Annotated in this window: 24 protein-coding genes; 20 read left to right on the top strand and 4 right to left on the bottom strand. The window is 56.6% G+C overall.

The window, feature by feature from the left end; genetic code table 11:
• Position 1 precedes the first annotated feature (1 nt).
• The 9 genes from AACY36_RS12025 to AACY36_RS11985 all read left to right on the top strand — a co-directional run bounded on the left by AACY36_RS12025 (position 2) and on the right by AACY36_RS11985 (position 9,156).
• Positions 2–391, top strand: coding sequence for a phage tail assembly chaperone (locus AACY36_RS12025; RefSeq protein WP_339497115.1), 390 nt, complete (start codon positions 2–4; stop codon positions 389–391).
• Between the two features lie 105 nt (positions 392–496).
• On the top strand, positions 497–1,666 hold the full coding sequence (locus AACY36_RS12020) for a phage tail sheath protein (protein ID WP_339497113.1): 1,170 nt from the start codon (positions 497–499) through the stop codon (positions 1,664–1,666).
• 57 nt (positions 1,667–1,723) lie between these two features.
• Entirely contained in the window at positions 1,724–2,239 is a 516-nt protein-coding gene (locus AACY36_RS12015; protein ID WP_339497111.1) for a phage major tail tube protein, read from the top strand.
• A 49-nt stretch (positions 2,240–2,288) separates the two neighbouring features.
• On the top strand, positions 2,289–2,624 hold the full coding sequence (locus tag AACY36_RS12010; protein WP_339434536.1) for a phage tail assembly protein: 336 nt from the start codon (positions 2,289–2,291) through the stop codon (positions 2,622–2,624).
• An 8-nt stretch (positions 2,625–2,632) separates the two neighbouring features.
• On the top strand, positions 2,633–2,752 hold the full coding sequence (locus tag AACY36_RS12005) for a GpE family phage tail protein (RefSeq protein ID WP_082430453.1): 120 nt from the start codon (positions 2,633–2,635) through the stop codon (positions 2,750–2,752).
• Complete coding sequence (locus AACY36_RS12000; protein ID WP_339497109.1) at positions 2,742–6,422, top strand: phage tail tape measure protein; 3,681 nt, start codon at positions 2,742–2,744, stop codon at positions 6,420–6,422. Before AACY36_RS12005 ends, AACY36_RS12000 begins: the two co-directional genes overlap by 11 nt.
• Positions 6,423–6,427: 5 nt before the next feature.
• Positions 6,428–6,868 (top strand): phage tail protein, encoded by a 441-nt coding sequence (locus AACY36_RS11995; RefSeq protein ID WP_339497107.1) that lies wholly within the window; start codon positions 6,428–6,430, stop codon positions 6,866–6,868.
• Positions 6,865–8,148 (top strand): phage late control D family protein, encoded by a 1,284-nt coding sequence (locus AACY36_RS11990; RefSeq protein ID WP_339497105.1) that lies wholly within the window; start codon positions 6,865–6,867, stop codon positions 8,146–8,148. The genes AACY36_RS11995 and AACY36_RS11990 overlap by 4 nt, the downstream gene beginning before the upstream one ends.
• A 66-nt stretch (positions 8,149–8,214) precedes the next feature.
• Entirely contained in the window at positions 8,215–9,156 is a 942-nt protein-coding gene (locus AACY36_RS11985) for a DNA cytosine methyltransferase (RefSeq protein ID WP_339497104.1), read from the top strand.
• Here the strand turns inward: AACY36_RS11985 and AACY36_RS11980 are convergent, their stop codons facing one another.
• The 3 genes from AACY36_RS11980 to AACY36_RS11970 all read right to left on the bottom strand — a co-directional run bounded on the left by AACY36_RS11980 (position 9,157) and on the right by AACY36_RS11970 (position 11,690).
• Positions 9,157–10,041 carry a hypothetical protein gene (locus AACY36_RS11980; protein WP_339497103.1) on the bottom strand — a complete coding sequence of 295 codons (885 nt, stop codon included), beginning with the start codon at positions 10,039–10,041 and terminating at the stop codon, positions 9,157–9,159.
• A 2-nt stretch (positions 10,042–10,043) separates the two neighbouring features.
• Positions 10,044–11,138 carry a ParB N-terminal domain-containing protein gene (locus AACY36_RS11975; RefSeq protein WP_339497102.1) on the bottom strand — a complete coding sequence of 365 codons (1,095 nt, stop codon included), beginning with the start codon at positions 11,136–11,138 and terminating at the stop codon, positions 10,044–10,046.
• Between the two features lie 135 nt (positions 11,139–11,273).
• Positions 11,274–11,690: a helix-turn-helix domain-containing protein gene (locus AACY36_RS11970; RefSeq protein WP_339497100.1), complete on the bottom strand. Its 417-nt coding sequence runs from the start codon at positions 11,688–11,690 to the stop codon at positions 11,274–11,276.
• A 101-nt stretch (positions 11,691–11,791) separates the two neighbouring features.
• Between AACY36_RS11970 and AACY36_RS11965 the strand changes: the two genes are divergently transcribed.
• From AACY36_RS11965 to AACY36_RS11915, 10 genes are all read left to right on the top strand, one after another.
• A complete protein-coding gene (locus AACY36_RS11965) occupies positions 11,792–12,040 on the top strand; it encodes a hypothetical protein (RefSeq protein WP_339497184.1) in 249 nt (82 codons plus the stop codon).
• A gap of 40 nt (positions 12,041–12,080) precedes the next feature.
• A complete protein-coding gene (locus tag AACY36_RS11960) occupies positions 12,081–12,551 on the top strand; it encodes a YmfL family putative regulatory protein (RefSeq protein ID WP_339497099.1) in 471 nt (156 codons plus the stop codon).
• Positions 12,551–12,853: an ogr/Delta-like zinc finger family protein gene (locus AACY36_RS11955; protein ID WP_339497098.1), complete on the top strand. Its 303-nt coding sequence runs from the start codon at positions 12,551–12,553 to the stop codon at positions 12,851–12,853. Before AACY36_RS11960 ends, AACY36_RS11955 begins: the two co-directional genes overlap by 1 nt.
• A complete protein-coding gene (locus tag AACY36_RS11950; RefSeq protein ID WP_339497097.1) occupies positions 12,850–13,224 on the top strand; it encodes a hypothetical protein in 375 nt (124 codons plus the stop codon). The genes AACY36_RS11955 and AACY36_RS11950 overlap by 4 nt, the downstream gene beginning before the upstream one ends.
• A 70-nt stretch (positions 13,225–13,294) precedes the next feature.
• Positions 13,295–13,540 carry a hypothetical protein gene (locus AACY36_RS11945; RefSeq protein ID WP_065932303.1) on the top strand — a complete coding sequence of 82 codons (246 nt, stop codon included), beginning with the start codon at positions 13,295–13,297 and terminating at the stop codon, positions 13,538–13,540.
• Positions 13,541–13,551: 11 nt separating this feature from the next.
• On the top strand, positions 13,552–16,350 hold the full coding sequence (locus AACY36_RS11940; protein ID WP_339497096.1) for a toprim domain-containing protein: 2,799 nt from the start codon (positions 13,552–13,554) through the stop codon (positions 16,348–16,350).
• A gap of 62 nt (positions 16,351–16,412) precedes the next feature.
• Positions 16,413–16,724: a hypothetical protein gene (locus tag AACY36_RS11935; RefSeq protein WP_339497094.1), complete on the top strand. Its 312-nt coding sequence runs from the start codon at positions 16,413–16,415 to the stop codon at positions 16,722–16,724.
• 58 nt (positions 16,725–16,782) lie between these two features.
• Positions 16,783–17,046: a hypothetical protein gene (locus AACY36_RS11930; RefSeq protein WP_339497092.1), complete on the top strand. Its 264-nt coding sequence runs from the start codon at positions 16,783–16,785 to the stop codon at positions 17,044–17,046.
• 284 nt (positions 17,047–17,330) lie between these two features.
• A complete protein-coding gene (locus tag AACY36_RS11920; protein ID WP_339497089.1) occupies positions 17,331–17,876 on the top strand; it encodes a DUF2786 domain-containing protein in 546 nt (181 codons plus the stop codon).
• Positions 17,877–18,069: 193 nt separating this feature from the next.
• Entirely contained in the window at positions 18,070–18,345 is a 276-nt protein-coding gene (locus AACY36_RS11915; RefSeq protein ID WP_065932309.1) for a pyocin activator PrtN family protein, read from the top strand.
• Here the strand turns inward: AACY36_RS11915 and AACY36_RS11910 are convergent.
• Positions 18,320–19,471 (bottom strand): site-specific integrase, encoded by a 1,152-nt coding sequence (locus AACY36_RS11910; RefSeq protein WP_339497183.1) that lies wholly within the window; start codon positions 19,469–19,471, stop codon positions 18,320–18,322. The genes AACY36_RS11915 and AACY36_RS11910 overlap by 26 nt on opposite strands.
• A gap of 103 nt (positions 19,472–19,574) precedes the next feature.
• Here AACY36_RS11910 and dusA point away from each other — a divergent pair, with 103 nt between their 5' ends.
• Positions 19,575–20,585, top strand: a complete 1,011-nt coding sequence (gene dusA, locus AACY36_RS11905; protein ID WP_339497088.1) for a tRNA dihydrouridine(20/20a) synthase DusA — start codon at positions 19,575–19,577, stop codon at positions 20,583–20,585.
• The last annotated feature ends 224 nt before the right edge of the window (positions 20,586–20,809 follow it).

Below are 20,809 nucleotides of genomic sequence, written 5' to 3'. Positions count from 1 at the left end.
AATGAATGATCTTGCGTACAGATTTACGGTAGCCGGCGTTCAGCGAATGACCGACCTGGTGTTTGTCCCGGACGACATGGGCAACAAGGACTGGGTGTCCTACTTAGAATGGGTTGCCGACGGCGGCCAAACCTTGCCCAAATTCACCGTTGAAGAAGCGGCCAATGAAGAGCGGCGCTGGCGAGACTCAGAGCTACTTGACCTCGCCTGGCTGCGAGATCGCCACCGTGATCAGGCGGAGATGGGCGCCGACACAACGCTCACCACCGAGCAATACGCTGAATTGCTGAGCTACATGCAGCAGCTGCGCGACTGGCCTCAATCGGACAGCTTCCCCGATACCACCAAGCGTCCAGTGCCGCCTGCCTGGATCAAAGACCAGGCTCGATAAAACTCCCCCTGTAAACGCGGACCCTACAAGGCGCCGCGCTCGCCCAGCCGGCGCGCGCGCGGCAACCTCTGCACTGTCATTCCATCACAGCGCAGGCACCAACCCATGGCCGATTATCTCCACGGCGTGCGGGTCATCGAACTCAACGACGGCACCCGCCCCATTCGCACTATTCCCACCGCAGTTATCGGCATGGTTTGCACGGCTGAAGACGCGGACCCACTCGTTTTCCCTCTGGACACGCCCGTCCTGATCACGAACGTGCAGACCGCCGTCGGCAAAGCCGGCGTCAAGGGCACCCTGGCCGCGAGCCTGCAAGGCATCGCCGACCAGACCAAGCCCTATGTCATCGTGGTGCGGGTCAAACAAGGTGCCGATGAAGCGGCCACTACCAGCGCCCTGATCGGCGGCACTACCCCGAACGGCCAGTACACCGGCATGAAGGCCCTGCTCGCCGCCAAGTCCCGTCTGGGCATGACGCCGCGCATCCTCGGCGTGCCTGGCCTGGACAGTTTGCCAGTGGCCACCGCCCTCGGCGCCATCGCCAAAGACCTTCGGGCCTTTGCGTACGTCAGCGCCTGGGGCTGCAAAACCAAGGAAGAGGTGGTCGCTTACCGCGCGAACTTCGGCGCCCGCGAGATGATGGTGATTTGGCCTGACTTCCAGAACTGGGACACCGTCGCCAACAAGACCACCACCGCCTCGGCTGTGGCCCGTGCGCTGGGCCTGCGCGCCAAGATCGATCAGGACACAGGCTGGCATAAAACCCTGTCCAACGTGGCCGTCAGCGGCGTGACCGGTATCAGCGCCGACGTGTTCTGGGATCTGCAAAACCCGGCCACGGACGCCAACTACCTGAACAGCAACGAAGTCACAACGCTAATCAACTCAAACGGCTTTCGCTTCTGGGGTAGCCGTACCTGTAGCGATGACCAGTTGTTCGCCTTCGAAAACTACACCCGCACCGCGCAGATCCTTGCGGACACCATGGGCGAAGCGCACATGTGGGCCGTTGATCGAAATATGTACGCGTCCCTGGTCCGCGACGTGGTCGAAGGCGTGAACGCCAAGATGCGCGAGTTGAAGTCCCAGGGCTATCTGATCGGCGGCAGCTGCTGGTACCCGGAAGACATCAACACCAAGGACACCCTCAAGGCCGGCAAGCTCTGGTTGGATTACGACTACACCCCCGTTCCGCCCCTTGAAGACCTCACTTTCCGCCAGCGAATCACCGACCGCTACTTGATCGACTTCGCCAAAGGCATCAACAGCTAAACCGGGCCTCCCCGCAAGGGGAGTTCACCCTGACCCCGTATCCCGGAGAACACCGCCATGGCAATGCCACGCAAGCTCAAAAACCTCAACCTGTTCAATGACGGCAACAGCTACCTCGGCGTGGCGAAGTCCGTCACCCTGCCCGCCCTCGGCCGCAAGATGGAAGCCTATCGCGGCGGCGGCATGAATGGCCCGGTCAAAGCTGACCTGGGCATGTCCGACGACGGCATCCAGTTCGAATGGAAGACCGGTGGCCTCGATCTGATCTCTCTGCGCCAGTTCGGCGCCGTCAATGCCTCCGCCGTGGCCCTGCGATTCTCTGGTCCTTACCAACAGGACGACACGGGCGAAGTCAGCATCGTGGAAGTGGTCGTGCGCGGTCGCCACGAAACCATCGAGATGGGTGAAGCCAAGCCCGGTGAAGACACTGAACACTCCATGAAAACCACCTGCAGCTACTACAAGCTGACCGTGGATGGCGAAGAAATCATCGAAATCGACCTGCTCAACTTTGTCGAGAAGGTCAACGGTGTGGACATGCTGGAGAAGCACCGCACCGCCATGGGCATCTGACCAGCCCGCTCGATCGAGACTCACACTTTAATCACCAGGAGCAAACCCAATGAAGAACGAAGCCATCGAACAGCCCGACGTGCAGCAGCTGGCCGACGACAATACCGTCACCCTCGACACGCCGATCCGTCGCGGCACCACCAACATCGAGAGCATCACCCTGCGCAAACCGAACTCCGGTGAGTTGCGCGGCGTGAGCCTGGTGGAGCTGCTGCAGATGGATGTCGGCAGTCTGATCAAGGTTCTGCCGCGCATCAGCTCTCCGAGCCTCACCGCCATCGAAGTCGCCGGCATGGACCCGGCCGACCTGCTGGCCCTGAGCAGCAAAATCTCTGGTTTTTTGTTGCAGAAGTCGGCGAAGACGGATGCATCCCTCGTCGCGTAGAGGACGCCATGGCCGATCTGGCCGTGGTTTTTCACTGGGCACCGGCTGATATGGATCAGTTGGGCCTGCAAGACCTGATGGACTGGCGCGAGCGCGCCAGGGTGCGGAGTTCCAACGATGGCGAATGATCTGAGACTTCAGGTGCTGCTCAGCGCCATCGACAAAGCCACAGGTCCGCTGAACAAAATCACGGGCGGCAGTAAGGAAACCGCTCGCGCCCTTAAGGCTGCTCGTGACCGCCTGAAAGAACTCAACACACAGCAACGCGACGTCGGCGCATGGCGTGAACTGCAGGCCGCAACCCGCGCAACATCCGAGGCGCTCGCCGCAAACAACACCAAGGTAGGCGAACTCGCCCGCGAAACGGCCAAAGTCCGGCAGCAGCTCGCGCCGACTCAGGCGCTGTTCGACAAGTCCCGGCAGAAGGTCGACGCGCTCAAAACCAGTCAGACCGACCTCAAGCGCGAACTCACCGGGACACGCAATGCCCTGGGGTTGATGAGCGACGAACACCGCCAATCAGCCAGCCAGATCGCCGCGCTCAATACCGTGATGCAAAAGGGCAATGCCCTGACCCGAGCGCAGCACGACGAATACACCCGCCTCACAGCCGCACAGCGGGAGCGCAAGGCCCAGCTGAACCAGCTCGCAGCCAAGGAAAAGGCCCTGGCTGACCGGTTCACACTGAACAACGCGCAGTTGCGCACCAGTCGTGCGGGCCATGCCAGTCTGCGCGACGAGATCCGCCGCCTGGAAAGCCCGTTCAAGGACCAGCTCGCGCTGCTGAAACAGCACACCGCCGAGTCGAAACGCTTGGGCGAGCAGTACGGCCAGCAGCAGGTAAAGCTTGCGAACCTCGGCGAGCAGCTCAAAAACGCCGGCATAAACACCAATGCCCTGGGCGCGCACGAGCTGAAGCTCAAGCGCGATATCGACACCGCCACCCAGGCCATGAAGTTGCAGATGGACCAACTGGATGCGTTGAAGCGCAAGCAGGATAGCCTGGCGAAGGCCCGCGCCACCTACGACAAAACCCAGAGCCTGGCTGGCAGTATGGCTGTGTCTGGCGCCGCAGGGATGGGGGTGGGATACGCCACCAGCCGCCCCGTGGTGTCGGCAATCAAAGCTTTTGCCCCGAATGAGGATTCAGCCACTCAGCTCAAGGTATCGATGATGGACGACACCGGGAAGGTTTCCGCCGACTTCCAGAAGATCACGGACCTGGCCACCAAGCTTGGCGACCGACTGCCAGGTACCACGGCAGACTTCCAGAACATGATGACGATGCTTCGTCGCCAGGGCATCAGCGCGCAGAGCATCTTGGGCGGCACCGGGGAAGCGGCTGCGTATCTCGGTGTGCAAATGAAGATGGAAGCCACAGAAGCGGCCGAGTTCGCCGCCAAAATGCAGGACGCCACCAGAACCACTGAAAAAGACATGATGGGGCTGATGGACACAATCCAGCGTGGCTTCTACGCCGGTATGGATCCGAGCAACATGATGCAGGGCTTCAGCAAAATTTCACCTGTCATGGACGTCATCAAGAAGTCGGGCATCGACGCGGCCAAAGAACTCGCCCCGCTGCTCATCATGATGGACCAGGCCAGCATGGACGGCAGCTCGGCGGGTAACGCTTTCCGTAAAATTTTTCAGGCAGGTTTGAATCAGGACAAAGTAGACAAAGCGAATGGAGTGCTCGCGAAAAAAGGGATGTCGCTCAAATTCACTGATGACGAAGGCAATTTTTCCGGTCTGGAAAATTTGTATGCGCAGATTGAGAAGCTAAAAGCGCTGAATGATATCGATCGTACGGAAGTTAAACAGACGTTGTTCGGGGACGATGCAGAGACGATGTCCACCCTGGACGTCATGATGAACAAGGGGCTGGCCGGTTATCGAGAGGTGCAACAGAAGCTGAAAGCCCAGGCCGATCTGCGTACACGCGTCAACGAACAGCTCGGCACCCTCACCAACGTCATGGAAGCCGCAGAGGGTAGCTTCACCAACGCCATGGCGGAGTTCGGAGCCGCAGTTGCGCCCGAGCTAAAGGGTCTGATCAACACGCTGGGCGAACTTGCCAATGGAGTCGGTGCCTGGGCGCGGGAAAATCCGAAATTGGCCGGGGGCCTGGTCAAAGTCGTCGCGGCTGTAGCAGCCGCCGCCGTGGTGTTCGGCACACTGGCCTTGACCATGGCAAGCATGCTCGGCCCCTTCGCAGTGCTGCGGTACGGCATGGCGATGTTCGGCATTCGCTTGGGCAGTATCAAAGCGCAACTAATCGGAACCCGCATCGCAGCTGCAGGCGCCGGTGTAGAGGTGGGCCGGATGGGACGAATCTGGAAGACGGTCACGGCCAGTCGCGCCGCCGGCAGCATGGTGAGTGTCATTCCAACCCTAATCAATTCTGCGCGGCTTGCGGCAGTCAGCGTGTTTCCAATGCTCGGCAGCGCCATCAGCGCGGTCGGTGCGGCCATCCTGGCAACCCCGGTCGGGTGGCTGATCGCCGCTGTCGCGGGCCTGGTCGCCGCCGCGTTGCTGATTTACAAGTACTGGAAGCCGATTAAAGGGTTCTTCCTCGGCTTCTGGCAGGGGCTCACTGATGCCCTGCAGCCTGTCCTTGCCGGGTTCGGCAAGTTCGGCGGTTTGCTGGTCAGCCTGGCCAAAGCGGCCTACTCCATTCCGGTTATCGGTTTCGCACTGCGTCTGCTGGGCAGAATCGTCCGCCCGCTGTTCAACATGATCTCTTCCGGTATCAGTGGTGTGATCAGTTGGTTCAGCGACCTATTGAAGCCGGTCGACGACGTTGGCGGTGCTGCGCAGTCGATGGGCCAGCGCTTCGGTGCAGCCGTCGGCAACATGCTCATGACACTGCTGCAGAGCATCGGCTCTATCGCAACCGGCGCAGCCAACGTGTGGACCACCATCAAAGCCAGCTTTGACCAGGGCCTGAAGGGCATCCTGCAGCTGATCATCAACTTCAGTCCACTTGGGATGTTCTACCAGGCCTTCGCCGGGGTGATGAGTTACTTCGGAGTGGAGCTGCCTGGGAAATTCACAGAGTTCGCCGGCATGATCATCAACGGCCTGGTCAACGGCCTGACCGCTGGCTTTGGCGCTATCAAAAGCGCCATCGGGTCAATCGCGACTGGTGTAGTCAATGTGTGGTCCACAATCAAAGTGAGCTTTGACCTGGGCCTGAAGGGCATCCTGCAACTGATCACTGGCTTCAACCCGCTCGGGCTGTTCTACCAGGCGTTCGCTGGAGTGATGAATTACTTCGGCGCGGAGCTGCCGGGCAAATTCACTGAATTCGGCGGCATGATCGTCAACGGTCTGGTAAGAGGCTTGACCGCCGGGCTCGGCGCCGTGAAGGGTGCTATCAGTTCCATCGGCGACTCCAGCATCGGATGGTTCAAGGAAAAGCTGGGCATCCACAGCCCGTCGCGGGTGTTCGCTGAGCTGGGTGGTTTCACCATGGAAGGGCTGACAAAGGGCCTGGAGGGCGGACAAAAGGGGCCGCTCAACGCGTTGTCAAACATGGGCAAGCAACTGACTGCGGCCGGCACCCTGGCCCTCACCGCCACAGCCATGCCGGCGTTAGCGGTCGATGATCGTCCTCCGATCAGCAGCGCGGGCACATCGACGGTTTACGACAGCCACGACACCTACGAAATCACCATCGCAGCGGCCCCCGGCATGGACATGCAAGCCATGGAGAAAAGCCTGCGCGCCATGCTCAACAAGATTGAAAACGAGAAACGCGCCCGTCAGCGCAGCAAGTTATCGGACCGGGATTAATCACCATGATGCTCAGCCTCGGCATGTTCGTGTTCAGCCTATCAACCCTCGCTTACCAGGAGCTGCAGCGCCAAACCAATTGGCGCCATGCCAGCAACAGCCGCGTCGGGGCGTCACCCGCACTGCAGTTTGTCGGGCGTGGGGACGACACCATCACCCTCCCCGGCATCATCCTCCCGGAACTGGCTGGCAGCGTGCTCAGCTTGGACGCTCTGCGTTTGATGGCGAACACCGGCAAGGCCTGGCCGATGGTTGAAGGTACTGGCCGGATTTATGGATTGTGGGTGATCGAAAGCCTGAGCGAGACCAAAACCGTATTTTTCAGAGACGGCACGCCAAAGCGCATCGAGTTCACCCTTACGCTTAAGCGTACCGACGATGACCGTATCGACCTGCTCGGCGCCGCGACCAGTAGCGGGCTCAGCATTCTGCGGGGGCTATTGTGATAGAGGCCGCACTGTCCAAAGTCACCGGTTACCTGGTGGACACGGCGGAACGCTTCGTTCGGGATGCCGCCTATCCAGTTCCGGCCTTCCGTCTCACAGTGGACGGCAACGATATCGCCATGAAGGTGAGCCCGCGGCTGATGAACCTCGATCTCACAGACAACCGCGGCGTCGAGGCCGACCAGCTCACGATTACGCTGAGCGACCATGACGGCCTGCTGTCGATACCGCCCAAGGGCGCGGTGCTACGTTTATGGTTGGGGTGGAGCGACACCGGCCTGGTCGACAAAGGCACCTACACCGTCGACGAGACGGAACACACTGGCGCACCGGACGTGCTCAGCATTCGCGCTCGATCTGCAGATCTGCGTAAAGGGCTGAAGACCAAACGCGAACGCAGCTGGAGCAATACCACGCTGGGCAAGGTCATCGGCGACATCGCCATGGGAAACAACCTCACGTCGACTGTGGCCGGTGCGCTCGGTGCCCTGCCGATCTTGCAGCTTGACCAGGCCAACGAGTCGGATGCCAACCTGATTACCCGCTTGGGCGAAGAGTTCGACGCGGTGGCCAGCGTCAAGGCTGGGTGCCTGCTGTGCATCCCCGCCGGTGGCGGCAAGACGGCCAGCGGGCTCCCCCTGCCCCACATTACCCTCACCCGCGCCGATGGTGACCAGCACCGCTACTTGCAGGCAGATCGCGACAGCTACGACGGGGTGCGTGCATATTTTTACGACGTGCACAGCGCTAAGAAACAGGAAGCGATTGCCGGCGGCGGTCACAATCTCAAAGACCTGCGCCACACCTACAGCGACCAGCAGTCAGCACTCAGGGCCGCGAGGGCCGAATTTCGACGCCTGCAGCGCGGCAGCGCCACGCTCAGCTACACGCTGGCGATGGGCCGGCCGGATCTGATCCCCGAACTGACCTATACGCTCCAGGGCGTTAAGGATGAGATCGACGAGATCATCTGGTACGGCGGCAATGTGCAGCACAGCCTGAGCCCGGATGGCGGCTACACCGTCAGCCTGGAGCTGGAAAGCAAGCTGCCAGAGGACAATGTTGAAGACCTGGCAGAAGAGAGCAAGGGAGATTACACGGGGATCATCGCCTACTACCGCGATCAGAAAACCGGGAGAGAGAGGACGATTACTGCGGGGGATCAGACGAGGCCGAGGCGGTTGCGCTGGCTGTATGCTACTGAAAAGACAGCCAAGCGAGCGGTCGAAAGAGAATGGAGTCGGATGCAGGCACATAGCCAGTCACAATCTGTCAGCTAATGTTGCACACAGCCTGTTCTAACCGTTGCGAATCCGTATAATCGCCAGCGCTCAAGGGGAATACGAATGCCAACAGCTGTTTCACTATTTTCGGGATGTGGTGGGTCGGACGCAGGAATCATCCGTGCGGGTTTCGACGTGCTCATGGCAAATGACATCCTAAATTATGCTCGCGAGGTATATCTCGCCAACCATCCTGAAACGGACTACATCCGTTCCAGCGTCTCGTTGATCGAACACTTCCCCAGTGCTGAACTTCTGGTTGGGTGCTATCCCTGTCAAGGATTCAGTCAAGGTGGCCTTAGAAACCCGGACAGGAAGATCAACACCCTTTATCTTGAGTTTGCACGTGCATTAAATCAAATAAAACCAAAGGCGTTCATTGTTGAAAACGTCTCTGGCATGTTCCGTAAAAACTTTAGACACCTTCTAGAAGATCAGTTAAAAGTTTTCACTGATGCTGGATACAAAGTAAGCGCTGAAATATTGAACGCGGCAGAGTTTGGCGTAGCGCAAGAGCGGCGACGGATTTTTATCGTTGGAATCAGAAACGACTTTAATATTGACTATAAATTTCCCAAGCCAACACATGGTATCGATAAAACCTTAGAAAAGGTCACGATTCGTCAGGCTCTTCAAGGAATGGCTGAATGGCCTGAGGGAGAGTTTTATGATCTCCCGTTTCACTGGTACTACCTTTCTCGTGATAGGAGAAATGGCTGGGACGACACCTCCAGGACTATTGTCGCGAATCCTCGCCACATGCCACTGCACCCCTTAAGCCCTCAAATGGTGAAAGTGGAGCACAATGTATGGCGATTTGAACACGATGGGCCAGCCAGACGCTTTAGCTATCGTGAAGCTGCTCGTATACAAGGTTTTGGGGACCTAATTTTTCCAGATACAAAAAACGCTTCCCTGATGCAGAGATATACGGTTGTGGGCAATGCAGTGCCACCGCCCCTTTTCGAGGCGGTCGCAAGAGCGTTACCAGACATCTGGGATTAGTCAAAAAACTAGTTTAGGAAAGCTTTTGAAAAGATCATGATCTTCAGAAATTTTCAAAAGCCGAAGCCTATCTACAATTATTGCTTCGCCTATGTCGCTTTTATAAGCCCAGTCCCCATCTGTCCGCCGCAAATCTAAGGGCATAAAATAAAATGTCGCCCATGGATGCATCACGGGAAGATTTCTTATATGTTTATGAGGCGACGCCTCTAACTGTTTAAACTTCCAGTCTTCTTTAGAACAGCCACACTGAGCAAAAGCTATCGGCAAGCCTTCACGATCGTCATACATAGGATGCCAGGCAATAAGATCAATACCACCGTCTCCCCGATCTCGCTCCTTGAAATCCTGAACTGAAAAATTAGCGGTACAACGAATATTATCAGCAACGGACTTCATTTTTTCAAATAGGGTCCCTTTATACACTACGCCCGACCCACCTCCAGCCCAAGTTGCTCTAACCTCACTGCCAATTGGCATAAGTTTGGAGAACGCAAAGAAGCATATCTCTTCGAAAAATCTGGCAACTGGAATTCTTTGAGCAGAGGTTAAGTGCCGCATCCCCGATGCAACCAACAAATTGGAGTAACAAAGGTGCTCTTCAGACCCTCCGCCCGCATAATGAAGCGTATCGTTATCAGCTGAGATTAGAAAAGGATATGCTTTTCCAAAGCAAACAGTCCGATTGAGTACAAAATCTAATATTTCCCGCCATTTGATCGCCGGGTCGAAATTTATTCCTCTATCTTTGCCACGCTGCGCTACACCGACTAAATCCCCTCGCGAAAAGCACTTATCTGGGCTCGCTAGGGCATTTAATTCTACGAAATCGGTCCAGAAAAAAGGATCTGAATTACCAGGAGGCGAATCCAACTCTTGAAACATAATCATTCCTCAACTTTATTTCGGACATGATTACGAATATCTTTCGTTAGAGAAAAAAGCACTTCCGATTTCTCTAAATGTTCCGCCTCAAGAACCAACGTAGGTTGCGAAAACATCTTCCATACAACATTTAACTTTGCCTGAGCATCATCAATTGCTCGTGTCAACGCCGCGAGAGGACCATCAGTATATAGATAAGCTTCATCTCTGCGGCCGGTATCATCTAGTATGGCCTCGGCGTCAGGACTTGCGACAATTTCGGCCATCTCAGAGAGATTACGAGTTTCTCCTAGGACTGTATGGCCTCCAGAATCTTTTGAGAACATCCATGCAAAAAGCTTTCTTAGGCGATCTTCATTTAGATTCGCCATAGCTGTATCCGCCTTATTCTCCAAGCCCAACCATTCGCAAATCTTTTTATAATTAAGCGCAGTTGTGATATACGAAAATTCAATTGAGTTTGCATCAATTGGCAGACCAAAAAACTTCTTCTGCTCAGCAACAATGTATAAATTAAGAGCCGTAAGCAACTGAGACACATAATCTGTGCGACTACCTATATCTTTGGCTAGGGACTTAAACTGCTCAGGAGTTGACAACTCATCATAAAACTCATCACGCAACTGTGCCAGATACTTAGCCTTAGATAAAGAATCCCACTCCTTTATACCTGTTATATGCCTATATCCCAAATAGCGAAGTATATCTCTCCGCTCTTTATAGATAAGACACGGAAGCTCTAGAGGGGGCGTTACTACTACCTCCCCCCTGATAGTCTCAATGCTTTTCTCTCGACGACTCGAAGGGGCCAACTCACCGTTCAAAAGTTTCGTCGCTGTTAACCGCCTATTCCCTTCTATTACTAGATACGTTCCATCGGCATTTGGCCCAGTGACAAGAAGGGGTTCGCCTGGAAAATATCCTTTTTGGCCTATGGACAACATAATGTCCTGAACGCGCTCATCCTCTAACATTTCATCCACGACCTGCGCATCGGTCGCGTGGGAGGTCATCCTGTAAAATCTTGGATTTTCCGGGTCAAAACGTAGGAGACTTGTCGGAATTGTCTCAATTTTGTCAGGAGCTGACTTAGCCATGAAAGTTCTCATTCTTATAACAAGTTCAAAAAACCGCCGGTAGGCGGACTACGTTAAATCCCAATTCACTGATACCGAAGCCAACCGGACTAACGAGAATTACCAAAAACTAAAACTGTGCTTAATTGGTACAGGTTAGGCTGGCCGTTTGGCATCGGCAAGGGCTTCCGTCAAATCCTTTAAGCGCTGCTCTATGTCCCTTATGCGTTTCTTCTCTTCAGCAGCACTCTGTATCTCCCGCCTGTCGGTCTCCTCCAAGGACCGGAACAAAGCCAGGATTGCGTCTTCCTGAGGGCTAGTGACTGGCGCAGCAGTAGGCGTGACTGATCCGCCTCGTGACATCTCACCTTCCCCAGTGAGTAGCCAATCCAACGAAACTCCTTCAGCCTCGCTGACATTTACGCATAACGCATAAGGAATGGACTGTCTGCTACGCCAGCTTCCCAATGTCTGTCGGTTAACGTCCAGCTTACGCGCCAGCTCGCTATCGCTATCAACGGCAAAGACTGTCATCAAGCGTTTAAGCACAGCGTCGAGAGACTTTTTCTGCATTTTGAATAAATACCGCTTGATTTATTTAAAGAGAATAAATAGGCTTATGCGCAATGAGTACATCTTAACCAACTAGGAACACATCAACCATGAGCCAAGCCATGGAAAAGCGCCAGATCCAAGCGCGGCTTATCGAGCGCGGCAGCAACTTTCGTCAGTTCGCCCTAAGCCACGGCTATGAAGTGCGCACAGTGACGCAAGTGGTTCAGCGTTGGGCGGGTCACAACAAGCTGCCACGCGGCCGGTTGACGTTCCAAATTCTGCGGGACCTATCGCGGGTCATCGACAAAGAAGTGCTGCCCGGAATCCTCGCAGACAACACCGAGCACATCCCAGCACAAGCTGTATGAAACGACTGTAGGGGCGATGACTCCAGGGAGAAACAAGAAGATGAAACGCCCAGTTCTAGACAGCAGAAAGAGCGTCGTGATGGCCGTCATCGGCGCCTACCCTGGCGGTCGGATGTACGCCTCCGCCGACCTCGGTATGCCGCTTAAGAAGTTCGACAATCAAGCCTACGAGAATGCGGGCAGTCGCCCACTGACAGATGAACACATTCACCGCCTCGAGCAGGTCACTGGCACTACCTACCTGGCCGACTACGTCGCCTCAATGTACGGCGGCATGTTCGTGCCCCTGAGCCTCCCGGACACCTTGGACAACGTCGAGTTGTACAGCCGCTCGCTCAAAGCGTCGGCTCAGCGGGGCAAAGTCGACCAGATCATGGCTGCGGCGCTGGATGACGGGGTTATCGAAAAACGTGAGGCCGACGCGATTGTCGCCGCCCTGATCAGGTACATGTCAGCCCGGTACGCCGAAGTCTTTGCAACCATTCAGCTTTACAGCCAGGGAGCCGTTTAGTGAGTACATACAAGCTGGTATGCCCTTGCTGCAACAGTTCCATGCGCATTCGTACCTCCGAGGGGCAGACACCCTGCTTCCGCTCGATGTACTCGGAATGCACCAACTTGCTCTGCGGCGCCACCTTCTCTGGCTCGTTGGTTTGGGAGTATCAGCTCAGCCCCTCGGGCATTGAGCGGCCCCTGACGGTTCTGCCCACGGCTCCCACAAAGGTTCGACTACTTGCACGCCAGAACCTCAAGTCGAAAAACGATCAACCCGATCTGCTGGAACAACTGGAAATAGAGGCCGCACCTGCATGAACAACATCGCCCTGACTACCAACCCCGCCAGTGACTACCGAGCCGCAATGCAACAAGCAGCTGTGGCCTACCTATATCGTCACCGTTGCGAACATCTCGCCGGCGACGGCCAGCTGTTAGAGAACTGCTCCCGGTACTTGACTCAGTCGCTTGAGGTGCCGCTGCACCTGGTGCAGCGCATTGCTGAGCTGGCGGTGGCCGAGTTTGAAAGCATGACCTGTAAGCGTGTGGCCTGGCTTGGCATTCATCCCACAAGCGGCCCCTTTCGGCCGGCGATCTTGTTGCTCGACAACTGCACTCAACAGCGACATCGCGTTTCAGCACGCCTACTCCCCACACGCCTGCTGCTGACTCGCAACCTCCCGCACTAATCCAAAACCCTCCCTGTTAGATGCCCGCAGCGCGTGGGTAGGGGAAATTTGCAACTTACTGGTGGCCGAAATGAGCAAAATCACCATAAAACTGGAGCTGGACGAACAACAGGCGCAGCACTACCTGTTGTGGTTGACCAGTCAGTACGAAGTCACGATGGCTGATATTTGGTACTCCGACCGCTACCGAAATGTGCCAAGTGGTCAGCGTGCGCCGAAGGTGCTTGAGGACCTGCCCTACCTGGCAGGCATCTGCAAGACGCGCACCGAACTGAAAAAACAGCTCGTTGTTACGGCTGCGGAGCATGTGCAGTGATTCGCAAGCCCATGGAAGACAAGCTCCGCGCTGATGTGCTTCTGCGCCTGGAGTCTGATTACGGCCTTCAGCACATGAAAGGCACGCATTACATGCGTAAGGGCACCTGCCCCCAGTGCAATCAAAAACGTTTGTTTTCGCGCCACGATGAACCCTGGTTCATCCGCTGTGGCCGCGAGAAAAATTGCCGCTACATTGCTCCCACCAAAGAGCTTTACCCGGACCTGTTCGATGACTGGAGCAAGCGCGCACCGGCTACCCGTGACGAGCCTGCCGCCAGCGCAAAAGCGTACCTGACGTTTGCCCGAGGTTTCCGCGTTGAGCTGATAGAGGGTTGGTACACCCAGGAAAGCTACTTTGATCGCGATCTGAATATTGGCTCTGCCACCGTGCGCTTCCCCCTTGAGTACGGTGGGTACTGGGAGCGTTTGATTGACCAACCGTCACGGTTCGGTAAGAAGAAGGCCCGCTTCCAACCCCTCAAGAGCTACAGGGGGCACTGGTGGTGCCCGCCGTGCGTGGATCTGCTGGAAGTAACTGAGCTGTGGATCGTTGAAGGCATCTTCGACGCCATAGCGCTCATTCAAAACGGTATCTCTGCGGTTGCGGCGCTATCTTCAAACGCCTTTCCAGAGGAATCACTCAAGGCCCTGATCACGGCTCGCGGCGGTAAAACTCCAAAGCTGGTTTGGGCTCTGGATAACGAGCCAGGCGCTCACAAGTACACCCGTATGTGGGTCAACCGTGCCCGCGAACTCGGTTTTACCTGCGAGGCTGCTCAGGTGACACAGCCTGACGCCCGCAAGGTTGACTGGAACGATCTGCATCAACGCTGGGCGTTTATCGACGATGAAAAAGCCCGCGCTGATCGCATCGAAAAGGACTTGAAAGAAGCCCGTCACCAGGGCGCCCTGCTGATTGCAGAGAGTGCCAGCGACAAGGCATTGCTCATGTACCAGTGGCGTGAACGTGAGGAATTCCACTTCTGTTTCGACTCCCGCCTGTACTGGTGGAAATTGGACTTGGCGAAATACAACAGCGCCAAGCAGGCCCTCGAAAAGAGCGATGGCCACGAGGCCCAGACGCTCAATGAAAAGCAGCTTCGAGAGAAGGCGCTGAACGTCGCCGGCTGCGTCGTCGAGATCGCCAACTGCTACCCCAAAGCCCTCTATTTCCAGCGCAACGAGATTACCGACGAGTCCTGGTACTTCTTCCGCGTCGACTTCCCGCACGACGGCGGCTCTGTGAAAAACACCTTTACGGGTGGTCAGGTCGCCGCTGCCAGCGAATTCAAGAAAAGACTTCTCGGCATGGGTGCCGGAGCCGTGTTCACCGGGAGTGGACAGCAATTGGACAAACTCATGAAAGACCAGCTTTTCGGCATCAAGACCGTTCAGACCATCGACTATGTAGGCTACAGCAAGGAATACCACTGCTACGTGTTCAACGACGTCGCCATCCGCGAGGGCCAGGTAATTCACATCAATGAGGAAGAGTTTTTTGAGATGGGCAAGTTGAAGCTCAAGACTCTGCAAAAGGGTGTGAAGATCGATCTGGAAAAGGACGGCAAAAAATACGATGACCAGTGGCTTGGGCTTCTGTGGCAGTGCTTTGGTGCCCAGGGCATCGTGGCATTGACCTTCTGGTTTGGCTCGCTGTTCGCCGAACAGATCCGAGGCCGGTACCAGTCGTTTCCTTTCCTTGAGGCCACTGGGGAGGCAGGTGCCGGCAAGACCACGTTGCTCACGCTGCTATGGAAACTCGCGGGCCGAGACGGATACGAAGGTTTCGACCCATCCAAATCCACCAAGGCCGGCCGCAGTCGCTTGATGGGCCAAGTATCCGGCATGCCCATTGTGCTGCTGGAATCAGATCGCAGCGGCGACGACAAGGCCCACGCCAAGACCTTCGAATGGGACGAACTCAAGGATTACTACGGCGGCGGCACCCTGGCGACCAAGGGTGTGAAAACCGCCGGTAACGAAACCTACGAACCACCGTTTCGCGGCACCATCACCATCAGTCAGAACGCCCCTGTTGTGGCGTCAGAAGCGATCATGACCCGGATCGTCAAACTGCACTTTGTGCGTCCGAACGTCACCGCTGAAAGCCGTGCGGCGGCAGATCGGCTCAATGCGCTGGAAGGTTCGAGACTCAGCAACTTTGTATTGCAGGCAGTTCGTAAAGAGCTGGAGGTGATGGAGCTGTTCGGCCAGCGGATAGCTGGCTACGAGGCGAAGTTGCGCAATTTGCACTCCCACTGCTTTGCCTGCAACACCCCATTCAAAGATGAGCACGGCGAATGTAGCCATTGCGGCAACAAGCTGCGCGGCTACATCCGGGTGGAGCGGATCAACAAGAACCACGCCCAAATGCTCGCCCTGCTGGACTGCCTGTGCATGGTGGTGCCGCTCACCGACGCGCAGGTGGAGCACACACGCTCTCAGATCATCCGCATGGCAATTGAGCGCCAGGCCTCGATCAGCTCCGATCATCCGGTGGTGGCTGAGTTCTGGGAGGTTTACGAATACCTGGAAGGTCTGGACGCCGAAGGCCCAGTGGTCAACCACAGTAAAAAAGACCACATCATCGCAATCAACCTCAACGACTTCGTGAAATGCGCCGCAGAGAACCGACAAAAAATCGCTGACGTCAGCGAGCTGCGCGAACGCCTGAAGGACTCCCGCTCGCGGAAGCTGCTCGACGTCAATAAAGCGACTGACAGCGCGGTACGGGCTCACCAGGCCAATAAGACCAACGCCGTCGTCACGAAGCAACCCATCGTGAAGTGCTGGCACTTCCAGGCCTGATTAATCAGCGGCAATACCTGCCAGGCGCTGCAACGTCTGACACCACCCAAAGGAGAAGCACCATGCACGTACAAGTCATCACCGGTGACGGCCCAGACGGCGAAAACAATCGCCTGCGGCACATAAAAGAGCTGAAATCCTGGTTCACCCGGCCCGCGAAAATCGTTCATGCCGAAGCCTACGACCCTGCCTGCCTGGTCGCCATTCTAGAGGTCCGTGCGGAAACTGAAAGAGAGTTACTGGTACTAGAGTGCAGCCGGGAGCAGATCCAAGCAGTGCTGGAATGGCAGTCGCAAACGGATGATTTTATCGAGTATGAAAACCTGCTCCTGCACCTGGTGCGCAAGCAAAACCCAAACGGCGAAAGCCAGTAAGAAGGTGGTGCCGAGGGGCTGCAACCCCTCGACACCGACCACCCAAAGGAGAAGCACCATGCAAGTGAATCAACCCCAAGGCGGCACCGCAGAGGCTACCACAACCCCGCTTGCTGTCGGAGACAAGGTCAGCTACGTCGCAATGAGCGGCGGTGGCCGAGAATATCGCCTCAGCGCACGTACAGGCGTGATCGTAGGGATCGAAGGCAACGTTGCCACCCTGCGCGCGGCCAACGGCCGCAGCGTTACGCAGCCCCTCGATAAGCTGACGCCCGAAGGCCAGGCCAATGCACTGACACGCATGGTTATGGGAGGGCTGTGACCAATGCCTAAGCACGTTGGACCTGAACGTGAGCGTCCGACCATGGCAAGCCATCGGCTTGACCTGCCCAGCCGCTGCGATATCTGCGGCAAAGCACGCTCCACCCGCAAACACCAGGCATGTAGCCGTATTCGCCAACAGACCAAAACGGCGGAATGGGCGGCTTTCATAGCTGAGCGTGAAGCGGCCAGACAGAACAAACCGCGTCGATACGCGCACTGATAATTAACACAGGCGGGACACGGGGAGCTGCAACTCCCCCACTGCCTCAAAGGAGAAGCACCATGCGATCACCTAGAAACCAAGGCGACAATGCAAAAGTAGAGGCCAAGCTACGCAAGTTGCTGGCCCTGGCACAGCGAGGCGAAGGTGGAGAAAAGGATAACGCCCAACGAATGCTGGAAAAGTTGCTAGCGCGTCACGGATTGACCATTGGCGACCTGGTCGACGACCGCCGCGAGATCCGATGGTTTCCCATTTCCACCAGTTACGACCGAAGGTTGGCGGCGCAAATCATGTCGAAGATATGCGACTCGGAATCGCCCGGTCTCTATATCAGCAAGGGAAGGCTCAAGAAAATTGGCGTGGAAGTCACACCATCAGAAGCTGTTGAGTTCGAACTTCACTACGAAACATTGCGCAAGGCGCTCACCACTCACTTCGATGATGCCTTCTCTGCTTTCGTGCAGGCGAACCATTTGTTCCCAGCTACTCCGTCCGAGGGCCAGCTTCCTTCTCTGAACGACCGCGACATGCGAGTCATGAGTATGGCATCCGTTATCCGGCCAACAGCAGTTAACCCGCGCTTAGAGCGGGAGGAGGCTGTATGACCGTCGCCCTGTTGCTTTACTTGTGCGCAGATGCGACTCGAACCAACTGTCAGGTAGTGAGGGTGGAAAGCTGGTACGGCCCCCACGCTTACGAGCGCTGTGTTGACGTCATGCTAGAAGTTACCAATGCGATGACTGCAACAAACCGGGGCCGGCATCGGTTCGTTTGCGAGATCATGGACGAGGAGGCAGCATGAACACAGCCTTTATCCTGATGGCCCAATACGACGGTCAGGCGATCATCCCTCTGGAGCTGATCTGCCGAGACTACTTCACGCACCTAACGCCGGAAATGCTCCAACGTAAGGTGATGAGCGGCCATATCAAGCTGCCGATCACCCGCATCGAGCCGAGCCAGAAGTCGGCCAAGGGCGTCCATCTGAACGATCTGGCCACGTACTTGGATCTGCAGCACGCGGCCGCGGTTAAAGAGCACAACCAGCTCAACGGGTTAAAACACGCCTTTTGAGCCATTTCATTGATGCGGCGCCCAGTTGGACGGGCGCCCTCAATATCTTTTCATGCCATTCCCAACCCAAATAACGGTCCCCCTTGCCGCGCAGATGGGTATACCGCCGCATCGAATTCCAATCCCTGTGGCCGGAAACACTCGCTACACGCGGGATGTCCCAGCTCATTTCAAACAGGCGGCTGATGCCTTCATGCCGAAGGTCGTGGAAGTGCAGGTCCTGGATTTGCAGAAACTTGCAGGCTTTCGTCCAGGACGTGGAGATCGACTCAGGGCTGTAGGGGAATATATCGTCACCGGCCTTCGGCATTGTCTGGAGGATCTGCCATGCCTCGTCCGGCAGATAACACCAAACATCGTTGCCGATCTTTTGCCCTGGGTTTTTCATGTCACGCACCAGCACTCGCTGGCCAGCCTCGTCGAGGTCTGCCCAGCGAATCCGGGTGATCTCATCGAGCCGGCGAGTGGAGAACAGGGCAAAGCCCACAACCTTCAGCATACATATGACAGTCGGCCGCCTCGCCTGCATGGCCTGATAGTGCGTCAGCACGCTTCCCAGTTCATCCAGCGTCGGCCGGCGGTCACGCTCACGGCTTTTCAGGTTGTAGCCCAGCTTGCGTAGCACACGCCGCGCACCGCCCATGGCGAGCGGATCGACCTGGTAGCCCCATGCGTCTTTGGCAATTGCCAGCACTGCGCCGAGGTGCGCCAGGTCATTGCCGGCGGTTTGTGGCTGAACGCCGCCGCCGTCCGCGCTCATTCGCCAAAGTGCGTAATCGACCAGGCACTGGGTGTTGATATCCGTATCGGTCAACTTGCCCAGGTAAGTCTCGCCAATGGCATTGAGTGTGCCGCGCTTGGTTTTGCCCAGCGGTTTGGCTTTCTCAACTTCAACCAGGTATCGATCTGTCATCTCTTTGACCGTGGCACCCTTGCGGTTTGCGCGCTCGATCGCACCAGGTTCATCCAGCTCCGCTCCGCGTTTACGCGCCCAAGCCTGCGCGGCCTGTTTTCGGGCGAAGGTCTGGCTCTCTTGGTAGACTTGCACTCCGTCGCGCTTGATGCGGATCTGAGCCGTGTAGCTCACAGTCCCATCCGCCAGTTTTCTTGCCCTGATAGTCGCCATATTGAAAGTGGTACGCGTCAGTTTTGAAGTGGTACATCGTACCACCGAGCTTTTAAAAACGCCTGAAAACGCCCGAAAACACGCCAAGAACACGTTGAGTAAAATGCTAGATAAACAGACCTTTAGCCCCGTAAACGCAAGGCCCACGCTGTCTCGGCGCTTTAGTGTTGCCCCCATGATGGATTGGACGGACCACCATTGCCGGTACTTCCTGCGCCTGCTCTCCAAACACGCGCTGCTCTACACCGAAATGGTCACCACCGGCGCGATCCTGCACGGCGATCACGAGCGCTTCCTGCGTCACAACGAAGCGGAGCACCCACTTGCGCTGCAATTGGGTGGCAGCGTGCCTGCCGATCTGGCGGCGTGCGCGCGCATGGCCGAGGCTGCGGGGTATGACGAAGTAAACCTGAACGTCGGCTGCCCCAGCGACCGGGTGCAGAACAATATGATCGGCGCAATTCTGATGGCGCACCCTGCCCTGGTAGCCGATTGCGTGAAGGCAATGCGCGATGCGGTGTCGATCCCGGTAACGGTGAAGCACCGCATCGGGATCAACGGACGGGACAGTTATGCCGAGCTGTGTGATTTCGTCGGCCAGGTGAAAGAGGCGGGCTGCACCAGTTTTACCGTGCATGCGCGGATTGCGATTCTGGAGGGGTTGTCGCCGAAAGAGAATCGCGACATTCCGCCGTTGCGCTATGACGTAGCGGCGCAGTTGAAACGGGACTTTCCGGAGTTGGAGATTATTCTCAACGGCGGGATCAAGACGTTGGAGCAGTGCCATGAGCATTTACAGACGTTTGATGGCGTGATGCTGGGGCGGGAGGCTTATCACAATCCTTATCTGCTGGCGGAGGTGGATCAGCAGTTGTTTGGCAGTGAAGCGCCGGTGATTAGCCGGGCGCAGGCGTTGGCGCAGTTGCGGCCTTATATCGCTGAGCATTTGGCGACCGGCGGGACGATGCATCACATTACGCGGCATGTGTTGGGGTTGGGCACGGGTTTCCCGGGGGCTCGCAGGTTCAGGCAGTTGCTGTCGGTGGATATTCATAAGGCGAGTGATCCGTTGGCGTTGTTGGATCAGGCCGCAGAGCTGTTGGAAGGACGGTGATGAGGGTGTAGCAGTCGGGGCAGGATGTGACTGGACTGACGCTTTCGCGAGCAAGCCCTCCCCCACAGTTGGATTAGCTTACCTCTGGTAAATATCGGCGGCTGTGGTGCCGCTATCGCAGGCAAGCCGGCTCCGACATTTTATCGTGGTGTTCATGCGCTACTTCGGTTGAACCTGCTGGCCGTTTTGGCCTCCTATTTAGCAGCCAGACCTGCGATTCAAAC

Source organism: Pseudomonas sp. EA_15y_Pfl1_P101 (genome assembly GCF_963970835.1).
GTDB classification, from domain to species: Bacteria; Pseudomonadota; Gammaproteobacteria; order Pseudomonadales; family Pseudomonadaceae; genus Aquipseudomonas; species Aquipseudomonas tritici.
Note: the sequence above shows the minus strand (reverse complement) of the source record. Positions and strands in the feature narration are given on the sequence as shown.